At 36.5% G+C, this 16,403-nt stretch carries 15 protein-coding genes; 3 read left to right on the plus strand and 12 right to left on the minus strand.

The window, feature by feature from the left end:
* Window positions 1-35: 35 nt before the first annotated feature.
* From QUD79_RS17020 to ftsY, 5 genes are all read right to left on the minus strand, one after another.
* Window positions 36-2,660, minus strand: a complete 2,625-nt coding sequence (locus QUD79_RS17020) for a bifunctional diguanylate cyclase/phosphodiesterase (RefSeq protein ID WP_184423441.1) — start codon at window positions 2,658-2,660, stop codon at window positions 36-38.
* 1,075 nt (window positions 2,661-3,735) lie between these two features.
* Window positions 3,736-4,599 (minus strand): RNA polymerase sigma factor RpoH, encoded by an 864-nt coding sequence (gene rpoH / locus QUD79_RS17025; RefSeq protein WP_184423442.1) that lies wholly within the window; start codon window positions 4,597-4,599, stop codon window positions 3,736-3,738.
* A 209-nt stretch (window positions 4,600-4,808) separates the two neighbouring features.
* Complete coding sequence (gene ftsX / locus QUD79_RS17030; RefSeq protein WP_184423443.1) at window positions 4,809-5,780, minus strand: permease-like cell division protein FtsX; 972 nt, start codon at window positions 5,778-5,780, stop codon at window positions 4,809-4,811.
* Complete coding sequence (ftsE, locus tag QUD79_RS17035; protein WP_184423444.1) at window positions 5,773-6,471, minus strand: cell division ATP-binding protein FtsE; 699 nt, start codon at window positions 6,469-6,471, stop codon at window positions 5,773-5,775. The genes ftsX and ftsE overlap by 8 nt, the downstream gene beginning before the upstream one ends.
* 17 nt (window positions 6,472-6,488) lie before the next feature.
* Window positions 6,489-7,640: a signal recognition particle-docking protein FtsY gene (gene ftsY / locus QUD79_RS17040; protein ID WP_221435145.1), complete on the minus strand. Its 1,152-nt coding sequence runs from the start codon at window positions 7,638-7,640 to the stop codon at window positions 6,489-6,491.
* A 171-nt stretch (window positions 7,641-7,811) separates the two neighbouring features.
* On the opposite strand from ftsY, the gene rsmD reads away from it, so the two are divergent.
* On the plus strand, window positions 7,812-8,411 hold the full coding sequence (gene rsmD / locus QUD79_RS17045; RefSeq protein ID WP_184423446.1) for a 16S rRNA (guanine(966)-N(2))-methyltransferase RsmD: 600 nt from the start codon (window positions 7,812-7,814) through the stop codon (window positions 8,409-8,411).
* A 45-nt stretch (window positions 8,412-8,456) separates the two neighbouring features.
* Here the strand turns inward: rsmD and QUD79_RS17050 are convergent, their stop codons facing one another.
* From QUD79_RS17050 to QUD79_RS17075, 6 genes are all read right to left on the minus strand, one after another.
* Window positions 8,457-9,200 carry a substrate-binding periplasmic protein gene (locus QUD79_RS17050; protein ID WP_184423447.1) on the minus strand — a complete coding sequence of 248 codons (744 nt, stop codon included), beginning with the start codon at window positions 9,198-9,200 and terminating at the stop codon, window positions 8,457-8,459.
* 46 nt (window positions 9,201-9,246) lie between these two features.
* Entirely contained in the window at window positions 9,247-9,759 is a 513-nt protein-coding gene (locus tag QUD79_RS17055) for a GNAT family N-acetyltransferase (RefSeq protein ID WP_184423448.1), read from the minus strand.
* A 62-nt stretch (window positions 9,760-9,821) separates the two neighbouring features.
* A complete protein-coding gene (locus tag QUD79_RS17060) occupies window positions 9,822-11,393 on the minus strand; it encodes a serine hydrolase (protein ID WP_184423449.1) in 1,572 nt (523 codons plus the stop codon).
* Window positions 11,394-11,589: 196 nt separating this feature from the next.
* Window positions 11,590-12,189: a YjaG family protein gene (locus QUD79_RS17065; protein ID WP_286289248.1), complete on the minus strand. Its 600-nt coding sequence runs from the start codon at window positions 12,187-12,189 to the stop codon at window positions 11,590-11,592.
* A gap of 79 nt (window positions 12,190-12,268) precedes the next feature.
* On the minus strand, window positions 12,269-13,915 hold the full coding sequence (locus QUD79_RS17070) for a coiled-coil domain-containing protein (RefSeq protein ID WP_184423451.1): 1,647 nt from the start codon (window positions 13,913-13,915) through the stop codon (window positions 12,269-12,271).
* Between the two features lie 363 nt (window positions 13,916-14,278).
* On the minus strand, window positions 14,279-15,037 hold the full coding sequence (locus tag QUD79_RS17075; protein WP_184423452.1) for a SapC family protein: 759 nt from the start codon (window positions 15,035-15,037) through the stop codon (window positions 14,279-14,281).
* A 219-nt stretch (window positions 15,038-15,256) separates the two neighbouring features.
* Between QUD79_RS17075 and QUD79_RS17080 the strand changes: the two genes are divergently transcribed.
* Together QUD79_RS17080 and QUD79_RS17085 are read left to right on the plus strand one after the other, a co-directional pair.
* On the plus strand, window positions 15,257-15,589 hold the full coding sequence (locus QUD79_RS17080) for a hypothetical protein (RefSeq protein WP_184423453.1): 333 nt from the start codon (window positions 15,257-15,259) through the stop codon (window positions 15,587-15,589).
* Between the two features lie 78 nt (window positions 15,590-15,667).
* Entirely contained in the window at window positions 15,668-15,985 is a 318-nt protein-coding gene (locus QUD79_RS17085) for a hypothetical protein (protein WP_184423454.1), read from the plus strand.
* 100 nt (window positions 15,986-16,085) lie between these two features.
* Here QUD79_RS17085 and QUD79_RS17090 read toward each other — a convergent pair whose 3' ends face one another.
* Entirely contained in the window at window positions 16,086-16,382 is a 297-nt protein-coding gene (locus QUD79_RS17090) for a hypothetical protein (RefSeq protein ID WP_246454898.1), read from the minus strand.
* Between the last annotated feature and the right edge of the window lie 21 nt (window positions 16,383-16,403).

Genomic DNA, 16,403 nt, shown 5'->3' on the forward strand with positions numbered 1-16,403 from the left:
TTATATTGTTATTACGCTTTAGTAACGTTGAGGAACTACGCTCTTGCTTTTGGCACGAGTCGTTCTATATTGTCACTTTGATTTACAATTTTCTCAGGGCGGCTAATATGGTAACCCTGACCAAAATCACAGCCAACTTTCATTAACTTTTGCAAAACCTCTTCTGACTCTATGCCCTCTGCTACTAAGCGATAACCAAACTTACCACCAAGTTCATGCAAGGCTTTTACTAGCGCGAGATTAATATCACTGCCATTTAATGTGCGTATAAAACTACGATCAAGCTTAATAAATTCAAATGGATAGTTGTGTAGAAAGTTGAATGACGATTGCCCTGCACCGTAGTCATCTAAGGCTAATTTAACACCGAGTTCTTTTAATTTACGTAAGCCCTTTAACGCTAGCTCATTATTTTTACTAAAAGCCGACTCATTAAATTCTAAAATTAAACGTTCAGGTTCAATTGTATGCTCTTTAATTAAGCCAATGAGCTTACACAATTGATTAGCTTGCGTTAAATGACGACCAGAAAGATTAACACCAATAAAGGCGTTCTTGTGTTCATCTTCACTATCAAGCCAGCTTTTTAATTGTGAACATACCTCAGCAATCACCCAAGTCTCTATTTCTAATATCATGCCGGTTTCTTCTGCCATGAATAAGAATTCACTTGGTGTTAACAAGCCTTTAGTTGGATGATTCCAGCGTAATAAGGCCTCAAAACCAATAGTATTTGAAAGCATTAGATCTGATATTTGCTGATAGTGTAGTTCAAATTGATTTTCAACAATCGCTACACGCAACTCTTGCTCTAAGGTCATACTTGCAATTAATTGCTCGCGCATACTTTCATCAAAAAACACATAACGTCCACGACCTAAACTTTTCGCTTGGTACATAGCCGCATCGGCATCGCGCAATATTTCATTGGCATCAGTATAATGATGGCTGCAAAGGGCTATTCCAATACTAGCATTGGAATACAAACTATGTTCGTCTAACACGAAAGGTTGGCTAACTGCAGTAATAATACGGCTAGCAACCTCTTCAACATCATCTTCAGACTGTAATGAGTCAAGCAAAATTACAAACTCATCGCCACCTAAACGCGCTAAAATATCGTTATCGCGAACACATTTAGATAAACGTTTAGCGATTTCAATTAAAAACTTATCACCGGCTAAATGGCCTAACGTATCATTAATCACTTTAAAGCGATCTAAATCGATAAAAAGTACCGCGAAGCGGTGATTGGGATGACGTTTTAAATGCCTTTGTGCAAAAGTAAGTCGGTCGGAAAACATTGCACGATTAGGGAGTTTAGTTAGCGCATCGTGATGGGCTTCATAAAAAAGGCGTTCTTCTGCTTTCTTGCGCTCTTCTATTTGCATGCGTAAGTTAAGGTTACTTGCTTGAAGCTCCTCAGTACGCTGATTTACAATTTGCTCTAGTTCAGACTTACTACGCTGTATATTATCTTGTGCTGTTTTTCGTAAAATTGCAGTGGCAATATGCTGGCCGACAAAGCGTGTTATTTTTAAATCACTTATTTGGTATGCATCTGCATCTTGGTAGTGTTGAATTGCCAATACACCAATTATTTTACCGCGATCAGCTAGTGGTGCACCTAACCAAGCCTTTGGTAGCTTTTCCAAGGGATACTTTAAATTAAATGCTTTTTGCTCGAGCTCTCCATTGTCGCCTAGCGTATGCATTTTACCTTTGCTAATTAAGAGTGGCTTGCCAATTTTAACCGCTAACTCTGTTAACCCTGTAGCAAATTGTCGTGGTTGAGGATGAGATATTTTTTCATCATTATAATAAGTAAAGTGCAGCATTGAATCACTTTCAGAAAGCAATGCAATGTATAAGTTTTTCGCGGGCAATAATGTTTCTATATGGCCATGAATAGCTTTATAAAAAAGGTTTATATCTTTAGATGTTGATGTGAGTTCAGAGATAGCGAGTAGTGCCTTATGCACTTTTACAATTTTTTGCCTTTCTGCTATTTCTACCTGTAACTTGTGATTAGTTTCAGTGAGCTTTAATGTACGCTGCCTAATGTTTTGTTCAAGTAACTCTCGACTTCTAACTCTGTCGATAGCAGTAACTAAGTGTTCTGCAATAAACTCTAGCAGTTGACAATCCCGGTCATCAAAATAGAGCTTGTTATCATAGCTTTGAAGCGCGATTACACCGATAACTTGATGGCCGCGCTTTAGTGGCACACCCAACCAATCTACACACGCAGAGCCGTAAAGCACTATTTTTCCAGCTTTAGCGAGTGCCATTCTCTCCGCTGAACTGCAATGCATAGGCTCAGCGTTTTCATAGACAATACCTGTTAGTGTTTGTTGCCAATTCTGCGAATTTATTTGATCAATTATTCTTGAGTCTTCAGGGCTTTTACCGTAAGTAAGTGTTAACTTTCTAGATTGATCGAGTAACGCAATATGAAAAGCATCAGTAATGAATAAGCTTTCAATCACTGTGTTTAAGGCAGGGTAAAACGTATCCATGTCGGTTACTGTGCTGGCTAATTCAGACAACTGTAGTAAACCTGACTGCATTGTTTTAACTTGACGATACTTTTTTAGTAATGATTTCAATTTTGGCAACTGTCTTGCCGCTTGAATATCATTTTTTGCCCTGACTTCCATTAAGGCCAAACCATTATTATATATTATTATTTTTGTGCAGGTAGTCTAACAAAATATATACACATATCCAGTACTTTTGACCAATAAACCATCAACTTATTACTAATAGTAATTATAAATAAGTAGTAATAATTTCGTAGTTTAGGGACTTAAAATTAAAAATGTTAGCAAGCGCCGGCATTTTTAAATTGCTGTAAAAGTTCTTCATAGGTCAGACTTAAAAATATTATCGTTCAGTAGTAGGTTGACATAGATTACTTTCATTGTCTAAGAGTCGATTTTTGACGGCATAAATGCCGACCTACAATTAAAAACATACTGATAATTAGGTATTTCTACTAGCGGTTAAAGCAATTACTGTAGAGAGGTTGTCACATTTTATGCAACCGAGGTTAGACTTATAAAAATTATCGTGCAATAGTAGGTTGAACTTTAGCTCATAGGTTACTTTCATTGTCTAAGAGTCGGTTTTGACGGCATAAATGCCGACCTACAATTAAAACATATTGATAATTAGGTATTTCTACTAGCAGTTAAAGCAATTACTGTAGAGAGGTTGTCACATTTTATGCCAACTGAGGTTAGACTTATAAAAATTATCGTGCAATAGTAGGTTGAACTTTAGCTCATAGATTACTTTCATTGTCTAAGAGTCGGTTTTGACGGCATAAATGCCGACCTACAATTAAAAACATATTGTTAATTAGGTATTTCTACTAGCAGTTAAAGCAATTACTGTAGAGAGGTTGTCACATTTTATGCCAACTGAGGTTAGACTTATAAAAATTATCGTGCAATAGTAGGTTGAACTTTAGCTCATAGGTTACTTTCATTGTCTAAGAGTCGGTTTTGACGGCATAAATGCCGACCTACAATTAAAACATATTGTTAATTAGGTATTTCTACTAGCAGTTAAAGCAATTACTGTAGAGAGGTTGTCACATTTTAGGCAACCGATATTCTATGGTTTAGTACCTTAGGGTGCGTTGATTACCGAGCGCAATGATTACCATAGCCTTAAAACAAAAAATGCCGACAACAGTCGGCATTTAAATAGTATATCTTGCTAAATAAACTAAACAGCAATAACGCCTTTTAATTTATTAAGTGCATTTTTTTCTAACTGTCTTACACGCTCTGCAGAAATTTGATACTTATTAGCAAGTTCTTGTAACGTGCTTTTTTCATCATCTAACCAACGTGTTTTAATAATATCTTGGCTACGATCATCTAGGCTTACCATGGCATTGGCAAGTTGCTTGTTAGCATGCGTTTCCCAGTTTTTATCTTCAACTTCTGTGGCTAAATCAGACTGCTTATCTTCTAAGTATTGTGCAGGTGAAAAACTACTTGCGCTAGCATTATCGTCATCGTCTGAAGACAATTCAAAAGCTTGGTCTTGGTTAGTCATACGAGACTCCATCTCAAGAACATCTTTTTCACTAACACCTAAAGATTCAGCTACTGTGCTTACTTCTTCGTTACTAAACCAGCCTAAACGTTTTTTGTTTTTACGTAAGTTAAAAAACAACTTACGCTGTGCTTTGGTAGTAGCAACTTTTACGATACGCCAGTTGCGTAGAACGTATTCATGTATTTCAGCTTTTATCCAATGAACAGCAAATGACACCAAACGAACACCCACTTCTGGGTTAAAGCGTTTTACCGCTTTCATCAGGCCAACATTACCTTCTTGAATAAGATCAGCTTGTGGCAAGCCATATCCTGCATAGCCTTTAGCTACGTGGATTACAAAACGTAAATGCGACATAATAAGCTCTTGTGCCGCTTGCAAGTCGTCTTTTTCATATAAACGAGTAGCAAGCTCATGCTCACGCTCAGCAGTAAGCATTGGGATGCTATAAGCTGACTGCATATACGCTTCAATGCTGCCGCTTTTGGGAACCATTAGCGCCATTGATTGCATTGTTTTACTCATCTAAGTACTCCTCTTAAAATCTGGCCGAAATTATAACATAAAAAGCACAACTTCGCGAACTATGACGGCAAACCTTACCTTAGTAGAAAGGCCTAAACAAGCTCTGCACCTCGTTTTTATCATATTTTTTTTATGAAAATACTGTTCACTATCAATTTTGCCACATGAAACAATAAATTAGTGAGATTGGTATTATTTACCGGGAAGGTTTAATCTGCTGTAGGCTCTATCGCACGAATGTGCTTTCTTACTGAAATATAACTGCCAGAAAGCCCTAAAATAACCGCTAACGCAATTAGCATTATTAATTCAATAAAGTCTAATCCCTGTAAAACAAAATTACTTTGGTAGAGTTCGGTTAACTCTACAATTGCGCTAGAAAAATATAAGGCTAATATACTAACTGAAAGACTGGCAATTAAGCCACCAAGTACACCATACCAAACACCAGCATACAAAAAAGGACGTTGGATAAACGCATCTGTTGCACCAACTAATTTCATAACTGCAATAGCGTCTTTTTGATTTAATATCGCCAGCCTTATCGTGTTACCAATAATAAGCACTACCGATAAACACAATAAAACAGCCAAGCCTAGCACTACATCTTCAATAAGTTTTGCAATAGCCTCTAACCGAGTAAGCCATTCAAGATCTAACTTACCTTGTTCGACTTCTCGTTCTTGCGTAATTTTTTGCAACAACTCTTTTGCTGCAAGTACTTGGCTAGAACGACTGGTAGGTGTAACTAAGACCGTCGCCGGTAATGGATTTTTGTCTAAATATGTTAGTGCGTCACCAAAACCAGAGGATACTTTAAATTCTTTTAACGCTTTCTCAGCAGAAATATATTCAACGTTACTTATTTCAGGGTATAACCTAAGCCTTTGTACGAGTTGTTGTGCCTCTTTGTCTGAAACTGTCAGTTTTAAAAATAAACTTATTTCAGATGCTGAACCCCACTGACTCGAAATAGTATTCGCATTCTTTACAAACACATGCAAAGTAGCAGGTAATGTTAAACTGATACCTAACACAAGTATTGTCATAATTGAGGTAAACGGTGTTCGCCATAGATCACCTAAGCTGCCTATCCCCTGCTGAAGATGGCGAGTAATACGCCCAAAAACTTTATCAATTAAACTTCGTTTACGTTGGTGAGGTTCTGGCTTATTAAACATAGTTTGCACCCGAGGTCTGCATACCTTCAATTAAACCATCATTAATCATACTGCCTTGCTTGAGTGTTAAGGTGCGATAACGTAATCGTGCAATTAACCCTAAGTCATGAGTCGCAATTAACACCGCAACACCCATATCATTGAACTCTTCAAATAGTCGTATAATTTCTAATGACAATTTTGGGTCTAAGTTACCTGTGGGCTCATCGGCCAGTAGAATAGGGGGCTTATTAACAATTGCCCGTGCAATACCAACACGCTGTTGCTCTCCACCAGAAAGCATACTAGGGAAACTTTTAAGTTTGCTACCTAAGTGCACTTTGTCGAGCGCAGCTTCAACCCGTTTTTTTGTCTCTTTATGGCTGTATCCTTCAATAATGAGGGGCAATGCAACATTATCAAAGACGGTGCGATCCATTAGTAGGTTATGATTTTGAAATATCATACCAATGCCACGGCGTACATAAGGGATTTGTTGATAAGTGACATCTGACAAGCTGGTTCCATTAATATGAATACTGCCGCTGGTCGATGTTTCCATTAAACTCATTAACTTTAATAACGTACTTTTGCCAGCACCTGAGTGGCCTGTAAGAAAAGCCATTTCACCGGCAGCTAACGTAAAACTGACGTTTTTTAATGCAATTATACCACCTGAGTATGCTTTGCTGACATTATTAAAGCGGATCATAAGCTAGTTAAACACTCCTACTTGTGCTCATCTGTAAATAAGGCATCAATAAAGTCGTTGCCATCAAAAGGCCGTAAATCATCTATGCCTTCACCCACACCTAAATATCGAATAGGAATACCATATTTATCAGCAACAGCAAAAATAACACCACCTTTAGCAGTGCCATCGAGTTTTGTTAAGGTTAGTCCGGTTAAACCTACAGCTTCATGAAACAACTGTGTTTGGCTTAAGGCATTTTGACCAGTACCCGCATCAAGTGTCAGCATAATTTCATGAGGAGCGCTTTCATCATGTTTCTTCATCACTCTTACCACTTTTTTTAATTCTTCCATTAAGTGGCTTTTGTTTTGTAAGCGCCCTGCTGTGTCTGCAATCAACACATCTACGCCTCGTGCTTTAGCCGCACTAATCGCATCAAAGATTACAGATGCGCAATCAGCGCCAGTGTGCTGGGCAATAACAGGAATACTGTTACGCTCTCCCCATACTTCTAGCTGTTCAACTGCAGCAGCTCTGAAGGTATCGCCTGCGGCAAGCATGACTGATTTTCCTTCACGTTGGTATTGTTTGGCGAGTTTACCAATAGTTGTTGTTTTACCTACACCATTCACACCCACCATTAAAATAACAAAGGGAGTATTATTTTTGGAAATCTCCAATGGAATACTTACTGGGTCGATCACTTGTTTAAGTTCAACTTTAAGTAAGTCGTATAGTGCTTCAGCATCTTTCAATTGGCTACGTGATGCTGATTGAATTAGCGAGTTAATAATTCGAGTGGTAGTTTCAACGCCAACATCAGCTAAAAGTAAGTGCGTTTCAAGTTCTTCAAATAGTTCATCGTCTATTTTTTTACCGCGAAACAGATCAAATAAACCACCACCTAAATTTTGTCGTGTTTTACTTAGCCCTTGCTTTAAACGCGCGAAAAAACCACGTTTTGGCTCTGGCTCTGGCTCTGGCTCTGGCTCTGGCTCTGACAGGGTATTATCAATTTCATTTTCTGGAAGTCCATCAACTTCTGACAATTTATTTTCAATATTAGCTAAATCTTCAACTGATGGAGACGACTCTTCAAGCGGTTGCTCTACAAGTGTTTTTTCTTCTTTTTCTTCTTTTTGGCCGCCTAAGCCTAACCAAGAAAACATACCTTTCTTTTTTGACATACTCACAGTTTCTTTTATTTGCGCAGATTAATGATAGTAATTACGCGGTAAACAAGGATAGAATTGCCCACATAGTAACACCTATACCTAAATCATCTCAAGATACGCATTACAACATCTTTTAAAGGTACTAGGTATAACACTCTAATGTAAAATAAAAGCGCTATGTCGATGCACAAAACCAAAAAAAAACACTTGAAAACAGGCTCTAACCATAAAAAAATGGGTGCTATTCGTATTATTTCAGGTAAGCATCGTGGTAGAAAACTGCCCGTTCTTTCGGCTGAAGGCCTTCGACCAACTACAGACAGGGTGAAAGAAACACTATTTAACTGGTTAATGCCTTATATTAATCAAAGTAATTGTTTAGATTGTTTTGCTGGCGCAGGTAGTTTGGGTTTTGAAGCATTATCACGCGGAGCTAGTAATATCACACTGATTGAACTAGACAAAGCAGCTGCCAAACAACTTAACACTAATAAAGTATTACTTAATGCTGACAACTTAAAGGTTGTTAATACCAACGTATTACAGTATTTAGCACAACCTGCTGACAACAAATACGACCTTGTTTTTATTGATCCTCCTTTTTATAAAGGATTAGCCGAGCAAGCTTGTGCTTTACTCAATAACGGGTGGTTGAATCATAACGCGCTTATTTATGTGGAACTTGAGAGTAACAGCTCTTCCACTTCTATTCCTGACCAATGGACACTTTTAAAAGAAAAGGTTGCTGGCCAAGTGGCCTATCGCTTATATCAAGCAAATTAGGGTCTAGTAATAGCAATAACGTTATAGCCCAACGTTATTACATTGCTACAGCCACTGTTGCTTTATTAATTCAATTTTATTGTTATCCTTTAATGTCTGAATCGACCTTTCAAGTTGATTTAACAGTTGTGTGTTACCTTTTTTTACCGCTATTGCCACTGGGCTCAAGTAATCTGAAGTTAAAATAATCTTAATTTTTACGCCATTTACTTTGGCTAGGTATTGTCCAACAGCTAAAGGCGCGATCATTGCGTCAACTTCGCCCGATATAAGCCGTTTCATTGCATCGGATTTAGTTAATGAGTGCACAACCCTTATTTGCTGACGTAAATTCTCATGTTTTAACTTTTGCTCTATTGAAGAGTGCATATCTCCTGAGAGTTTTTTACCCATAAGATCGGTCAAACTATTCACTGAACTATTATTTTCGAGGGTAAAAATTGCAATTTTTCTAAAATAAATTGGCGAAGTAAAATCAAATCGCTCTTGACGCTCTTTAGTAACTTCCATCCCACCAACGCAATCTAATTGTTTAGTAAAAGACAGAAAGCTTAATATATTCACCCAGTCGTCTTGTACAAAAGTAACTTGTAAATCTGCTTGATTAAAAATTAACGTTAATAATTGCGCATCTATTCCCAGCGTTTCACCTTCAATACTTTTAAATTGATAAGGAGGGTAGCCGTTTGAAAGTCCACAAACAAAAGGCGGCTGATCAATACCAAATGATACTTTGGGAATTAACAAGAGTAAGAGTGATAACGTTAACCATTTATTTGCATTGTACAATTCAAACCCAACCCATATAAAAACAATTCAGTTAGCGCTTATCAGGCTAAGTATAATATTCAAAATAGCGAGAATCAGGCGTTTTTTTATACAACGCTACTATTCTCAGCTGTTCAAAACCAAGTGCGTTAAGTAAATGTATTGAGCTCTCATTTTCAAGGCTGGTGATCGCTGCAATCTTAGTTAAGTTATATTGCTGTTTGGCATTATTTAATACTGCAGTAGCAGCTTCTTTAGCATAGCCCATTCGCCAGAACTTAGGCAAGTAAGCATAGCCAAGATCAGGAAGTGACAATTCTGGGCGTTTTATCAACCCACACATTCCAATTGGCTCTTTTGCTTTTGTAAGCTCCACCATACACAAACCAAAACCGTAGGCCTGATAACTAGCTAATGGACCAGTATTTAAATATCGTTTAGCGTCATTGATTGTACGAACTTTTTTATCACCAATATTTTTAAGAAAAGAGGGCTCATTAAGAAGCCTTAAAATAAAGGCAGCATCATCATCGTTAAATTGTCTGATGGTTAGTCGAGCGGTTTGATGAATTATTGTCATACAAAGCTAAAACAAAAGTGGCTTAGCCAATACTAAACCACTTCAATTAAAAACTGCTAGTGTTACTTTTTAGGCTTTAAAGTCAGATCATGAAAATCGAAACTAAAATCGGTTAAATTAGACACAGCCTTCATTGTGGCATAGTTAATTGTGCCGTCGACATTTAAATTAAAGTTAACATAAGCATCAGCTTCTAATGTGCGATCATCCCAACGAACAATAAACGTATTATGTTGATAGTGCTCTAGCGTGCCCATTAACTCTGGCGTTTTAGTAAATTGCATGTAAAGCTGACCATCAATTTCTTGAATTTCAATATCACCATACCAATCGTCTTGGTAAACCTGCGCATAACTTTCTAATGGTAGAGACGCTTTTGCACTTTTATCCACGCTTGCAGCCGCACTAGCTAAGCGTTCACTTTCGCGCGCTAAACGCTTATCTCTGCTTGCTTGATAATGAGCAACCCAGTCTTTTTTGGGTAGCGCTAAATACTCATTTAAAATTTGATCAGCAATAGCGTTAAATGCATAACCTGATTGTTGGTTCGTTAAAATAACCATACCTAGGTTTTCTTCTGGTACTAACACCACTTTTGACAGCATGCCTAGTATTCCACCTGTATGATAAACCAACTTAACACCATGGTAGTCTTTCATGAACCAACCTAAGCCATAGGCAAAAAAGTGGGTTTTATCGCTTTTAGTTGCCTCAGCAGATACGGGTAAAAGCGTACGAGCCTGCCATAATTCAGCACTTTGTTGCTCGCTAAACAAACGTTTTTCTTTATCACCTACTTTTTCATAGACGCCTTGATTGAGCATTGTAGTTATCCACTTGCTCATATCATTAACGCTTGATGCAACTGAACCTGCTGATGAAAACTTCTCTAGAAAATTACCACCAACCACATGAAGTTTGCCATCAAGAGGCACATGCGCTCTTGCTACATTTTTATTGCCTTTATCAATCAGTGAGAATTTAGCCTTAGTAGTATTCATTTTTAGCGGTTTGAATATTTTTTCTACAATATTTTCTTGCCAAGGCTTACCAGTAACGCGAGCGATAACTTCACCCGCTAAAATATACATTAGGTTGTCATAAGCAAATTCACTTCGAAAGCTACTTACTTCTGGCAAGTATTTAATTCCTTTAATAATATCAGCCATTGTATGCGTTGTTTCTGGCCAAATCATTAAATCTCCTGCCCCTAAACCTAAACCACTGTTATGGGCTAATAAGTCTATAATTGTAAATTCACGCGTAACGTAAGCATCGGGCATTTGAAACTCAGGAATAATATCAATTACTCGTGTACGCCATGACAACTTTCCTTGATCGACCAATTGCGCAATAAGTGCCGCAGTCATCGCTTTAGTGTTAGACGCTACGCCAAATAAGGTGTCTGCATTAACTTTATTGTCTTTTCCATGTTCTACAACACCAAACCCTTGGCTAAGAACGAGTTTACCGTCTTTAACAATAGCAACTGCAACACCTGGTACTTGAAATGTCTGCATTGTACGGGTAACAGTTTCTTTTATGGTTTCAATTTTAACGTCATGGGTGTTTGCGTTAACTACACTAGCGGCAAAGCATAAGGCACCTAAAGCAATTAAATGAATGGATTTCATTTGAATGATCCTAATAATTATTATATTTGATTAATGTAGATTACTACCGAACATTATCTGAGAATTACATATTCAGCTAGCACTATAATCAACTATATAGCCAATTAATGGTAAACAATTGATTACAGACTTTACTAACCTGTTACTCTTTCCTTTGTGACAAAGGGTGTGTGATGTTCAGAAAGCTTAAGCTGGCTTAAATTTCAATCCCTAAGTTGGAAAGCCCTTCTGATAGCGCTATTTTTTTTATTTCCGCGCATGTTTGTTTATTTTCAGTAGTATTTTGAATGAAACTAAACAATTCATTTTGCATTTCTTGCTCCCAAATCATTAGTGGGTGCTGTTCAATTTCTTCGTCAGCAACCAAAGCAGCATCATTTGGTTCAGACGCTTGGGCTAACATCAATTCAAGGTAAAAAGTAACACTATTGGCTGACAATATTGACACCGCGTTAAAGCCTTCATCATCTTCGTTGTCTTGCATGGCTTGTAATAACGACATTAACCCCATCGCTGCATCAAGCGCTGGAAACACACCAAAAAAATCGAACGCTTCGGGGTCAGGAATTTGTTCCTCGAGCTTGGTAAGTTGTGCTTGATAATTAATGTTAACTTTTTGTGACTTATCAAGACGTTGCCAAATCAAGTTCAGTTGATTTCTTAATAACGTATAATCACCAAAATCTGCCGCTTGTGAAAACATTTGATAGTTTGGAAGCATGCGTTCAAGTAATGCTGCACTGAACGCTATTTTTTGCCAAAGGGAAAGCTTACTTAAAGGAGGATGAGTTATCACTAATGGTTCCATTTGTTAAATTTAAACGTTAATTTTATACTTTAGGAGCGGCACAAAAAATCAACATGCCCTAACTTTGCTACTCACTTTGTTTCGCAAGTTGTTTTTGTGCATACTCAAAGCGCAGTCGATATTCTGTGAGTTGCGTTTCTAACTCAGCAACTTCTGTCGTTAGCTTTTCATTTAGCGCATGGTTTTCATCGCGCAAGTACTTTATGGTTTCACGCGCTTGGCTGTACTCGGATTCTTGCTTGTCCCGATTAACCTCAATACGTTGCTGTACCGATGTAATTTTTTCGTTTGATTCTTTTAGCTCTTTGGTTAACTCATTAATTTTGCTCTGGTGTTGGTGATTTTCTTGTTCAAGTGCTGACAAGCTAGATACCAACGCTTTATTACTTTGTTCTAATTGCTCACCATTACTAGTGCTTGCTGTGAGTTGCTGTTCCATTTCATTCTTTGCTTTAACAAGTGCGTCTTTACTTTCGTTCGCTTGTTCAAGCAATGTTGACTTAGCGGTTAGCTCTTGCTCTTTACTGTCTAGCTTTGACTGTAGCTCTTTTGTTAACTCTTCATTTTTAGAAAGCGCTTCTTTAGCCTTAGTAAACTCTTCAAGCTGTTCTTTGAGCTTACTAATGGTTGTTTCGTTGTCTTTTTCTACTTTTTCTTGGTGCGCCTTAAAGTTACTAAGCTCTTGTGTTTGCGCTTTTATTTTGTCTTGTAACTCATTAGTAAGGCTTTCATGTTCAGCTGCATTTTTCGCTAAGGTACTATTTTTAGACTGTTCTTCATTTACTTGTTTTGAAAGCTTTTCAGCTTTAGCTTTTTCGTTACTCAGCTCTTGGGTTTGTGTATTTATTTTTTCTTGTAATTCTTCAGTTTTATTTTCATGTTCAGCAGCACTTTTCACTAAGATGCTATTTTTAGACTGTTCTTCATTAACTTGTTTTGCAAGCTTTTCAGCTTTAGCCTTTTCGTCACTAAGCGCTTTTGTTAGCTTTTCTAATTGAGAAGATAAATCTTCACATTGTTTGGCAAACTGTATGGCTTGAGTTTGATGTTCTGATACAGAGTCTTTAGTTGATGCAATTTTACTCGCAAACTCAGATTTAGCATGAGCTTGTTCAGCTAAAGCATCGTTTAACTGATCTTTTAACGCAGATATTTGCTGATTTTGTACATTTAATGTAGCAGCCTTAGCTTGATCTGTTTTCGTTAAATTATCTTTAATTACATTAAGTTGGCTAACTTCCGAAGAAAGTGTTTTTAGTTGTTCGTTGAGTGAGTCTAGGGTTTTAGTTTGTTGCTCTTCTTTTAAAGCTAAGCTTTTAACCTTTTCAACTAATTCACTGTTTTCCTTTAACTTTTCTTTTAATACAGACTCTGTATCTGTTAATTTCGCGCCATTTAAGTCTGCATTATTTTGCAATTCACTCTGTTGACGAATACTTTCTTGCTGCAGTTTATCAATAAGCGTTTGCTGCTCTTTAATCGTCGCCTCTGATTGCGCCTGTGTTAATTCAATATGTTTTAACTGTTCACTATTGGTATTTTTAACGGCGATAAAATGCGGATGCTGTTCAATGGCATCTAACGTAATTTCTTGATTTTTTTGTGATGAGCGTACAAGTTCAGCAACTTTTTCTTCTATTTGAATATAGATATCGCCGGCTAAGCTTTGAATACTCTCTTCTATATTATCAATTTCTTTTTTCTGACCAGCCATATTATCCCCTAATTTAAATACAGCAATAAGATAAACTAGCACAGCTAAGATGTACTGTTAACATATTATTGATTCAAGTTTATACCAATTAGACGCTATTATTTCCACTTTAAGAATTAACTATTTTTAAATTAATGCCTGTATCATTAATTAAGTGCTCTACTTTAAATACAGAAAAAAACGTCAAACACAATAGGTTTATTTCCATAACCCATTGTTATAATTATAAAATAAACAACGCAGTAGTTGACTGTTTTAGCCAGTAGAAATGATCACATAGTTAGTGAGATTGGTATAAGCTTATTTACACCAACAAAAAAAGGGACTAATTAGCCCCTTTTAATAATTTAACCGCTCTAAGTATTACTTAGTTTTTTCTTCTACTGGCTTAAATTGAATGCCACTTACTTTAGCTGTACTTTCGCTGGTATTACGAAGTTGCGCTAAACGGTTAACTTGGCCAATTGAAACTAACATTGCATGAATTGGAATAAATAAACCACTTTTATGGAATTCTGTTACTTTGGCATCAGGTAACGCTTGTAGTTTTTTCTCATCAATACCGTAAAGACCTACAAGCTTTTTATTTTCACCTGTATTTAGCGATAATTGTAATTCTAATTCCATTAACAAGTCATTTTCTTGAAGCACTTTTAAGAAACTTTCAGTATTAATTTCATCTTCATAAACACGACCTAAAGACTCATGAACACTTTTTAAAAGCTCAGTTTCATTACCTTCAGCATCAAATAATGGATCATCTTTATCTTCGCCAACAAACGGACTGTCTAAATCAACACAAGCGGTTAATGTTTTTTCTTTATCAGGGTCTAGACCTAAGGTAAATGGTACTAATGAAATACTTTGTGGTACATAAATAGCATTCCACTTATCTTCACCATAATATAAGTTCTCACCTGCTTCTAAGCCCAACATAGCAACAGGGCGGAAACGTGTAGAATCTGGATCTTTAACTATAATAATTGGGTAGCTTGTTGCTGCTTGTGCAAATTCACGTGCAGTTAAAGGTACAATGTGTTGATTTTCTACATGTGCTAAGTTACGTTTTTTAGCTAATTTAAGGTTTTGATGTTGTTCTTTTTTTACAGGTACAATATTCATAAAGGTCTCTAGTTTTCTGAACTGCGTTTATAATTATTCTGCAGTCTAAATGTTAGTTAAGTAAGTTATGGTGGCATTAATATTGGCTTTCAATGGTTAATGGATAAAAAATCATACTTCTCTACAATCCAATGAATTAAAACTTAAAGTTAAATTAAATTTTACATACCTTATCAATGATATAGTAAATTTAACTTATCCCTAATTAAAGGAAATAAAATGAAACCACAACAGTTTAATTTATTCTGGTTAATTCCTTTAATATTATCGAGCTTATTAATTTCTTTAACGGCTGAGAGTAAACCTAAAACTGTTACGCTCTATGCTAAAACACCTAAAGGTTTTATAAAAGCAAAAATTAAAAATGAAACCTTTGAAGAGCTTGCGTGTTATATAGCAATAGATGGTCATAAAAAGAAGTTTCGTTTATTAGGGCAGACAGAGTCACAATGGTTTACTGCCACAGACAAACACTTTAATCATACTAACTTTAGTACTTGGTGCGACTACATAGATTTGTATCCGCAATATAAAAAGTACAAGCAAGGGTAAATTTTTATAAATCTGGCTGCCAAACAGTTAAACTCTTGATACTATACCTATTCTTTAGAAGACAGCATTATTGACCCAATGAAGTTTTATAAATTACTCTTAATTGCTTTTACTACCTTTTCAATACAAGCATTCGCCGACACTGACGGCTCTATTGATGTCAGCACTATTATGACTAAAGAAGAGTTTTTAACTTATAAAGATGTTGGTGAGTTCATCGATCATTCACCTAAGGTAACAATTGAAGTAAAACCTGAGGTAAGTGATATAAATCAATATGGCGCAGGCGTAATTAAAACATTAACAGGCTCTGACTGTAATAGAGACGGTGTAATGGACGACAATAAAACCTGCAATGCGGTGTATTACAGGCTTTGGTTAAAATACCAACGGTAGCGAATTCATAACCGTTCAGCCTCATTTGGGCATCGTCAATAATATCGTACCGGCAAAGTGTTAAAACATCCCGTCGTTAATAGCTTTGTGCAAGCCATTATTACTTCACTTTATCGTCGGTATTCTTTGATCGGTTATTTTTAGGCGTATCTACTTTCTTTTTATTCTCTTGTTCTTTGTTATTTTCTCTGGTCACTAAGATAAAAGTTAAATACATTTTTGTTGGAAGAGAAAAAAACAGCCCTAGTGCAATGCAAACTGCACTGATGATTATGCCTGTTACTCCCATTTTTTCAGGTAAATTTGCATAACTTAATAGGTAATGACCTAGCAGTAAGAGAAAAAGCCCCAAAACAATAAAAATTTTAAGTAATTTTATTAACTTATCTTCACTCATAAACACCTTAGGTATCTCAGC

Origin of the sequence: Thalassotalea piscium (genome assembly GCF_030295935.1) — a bacterium.
GTDB classification, from domain to species: Bacteria; Pseudomonadota; Gammaproteobacteria; order Enterobacterales; family Alteromonadaceae; genus Thalassotalea_B; species Thalassotalea_B piscium.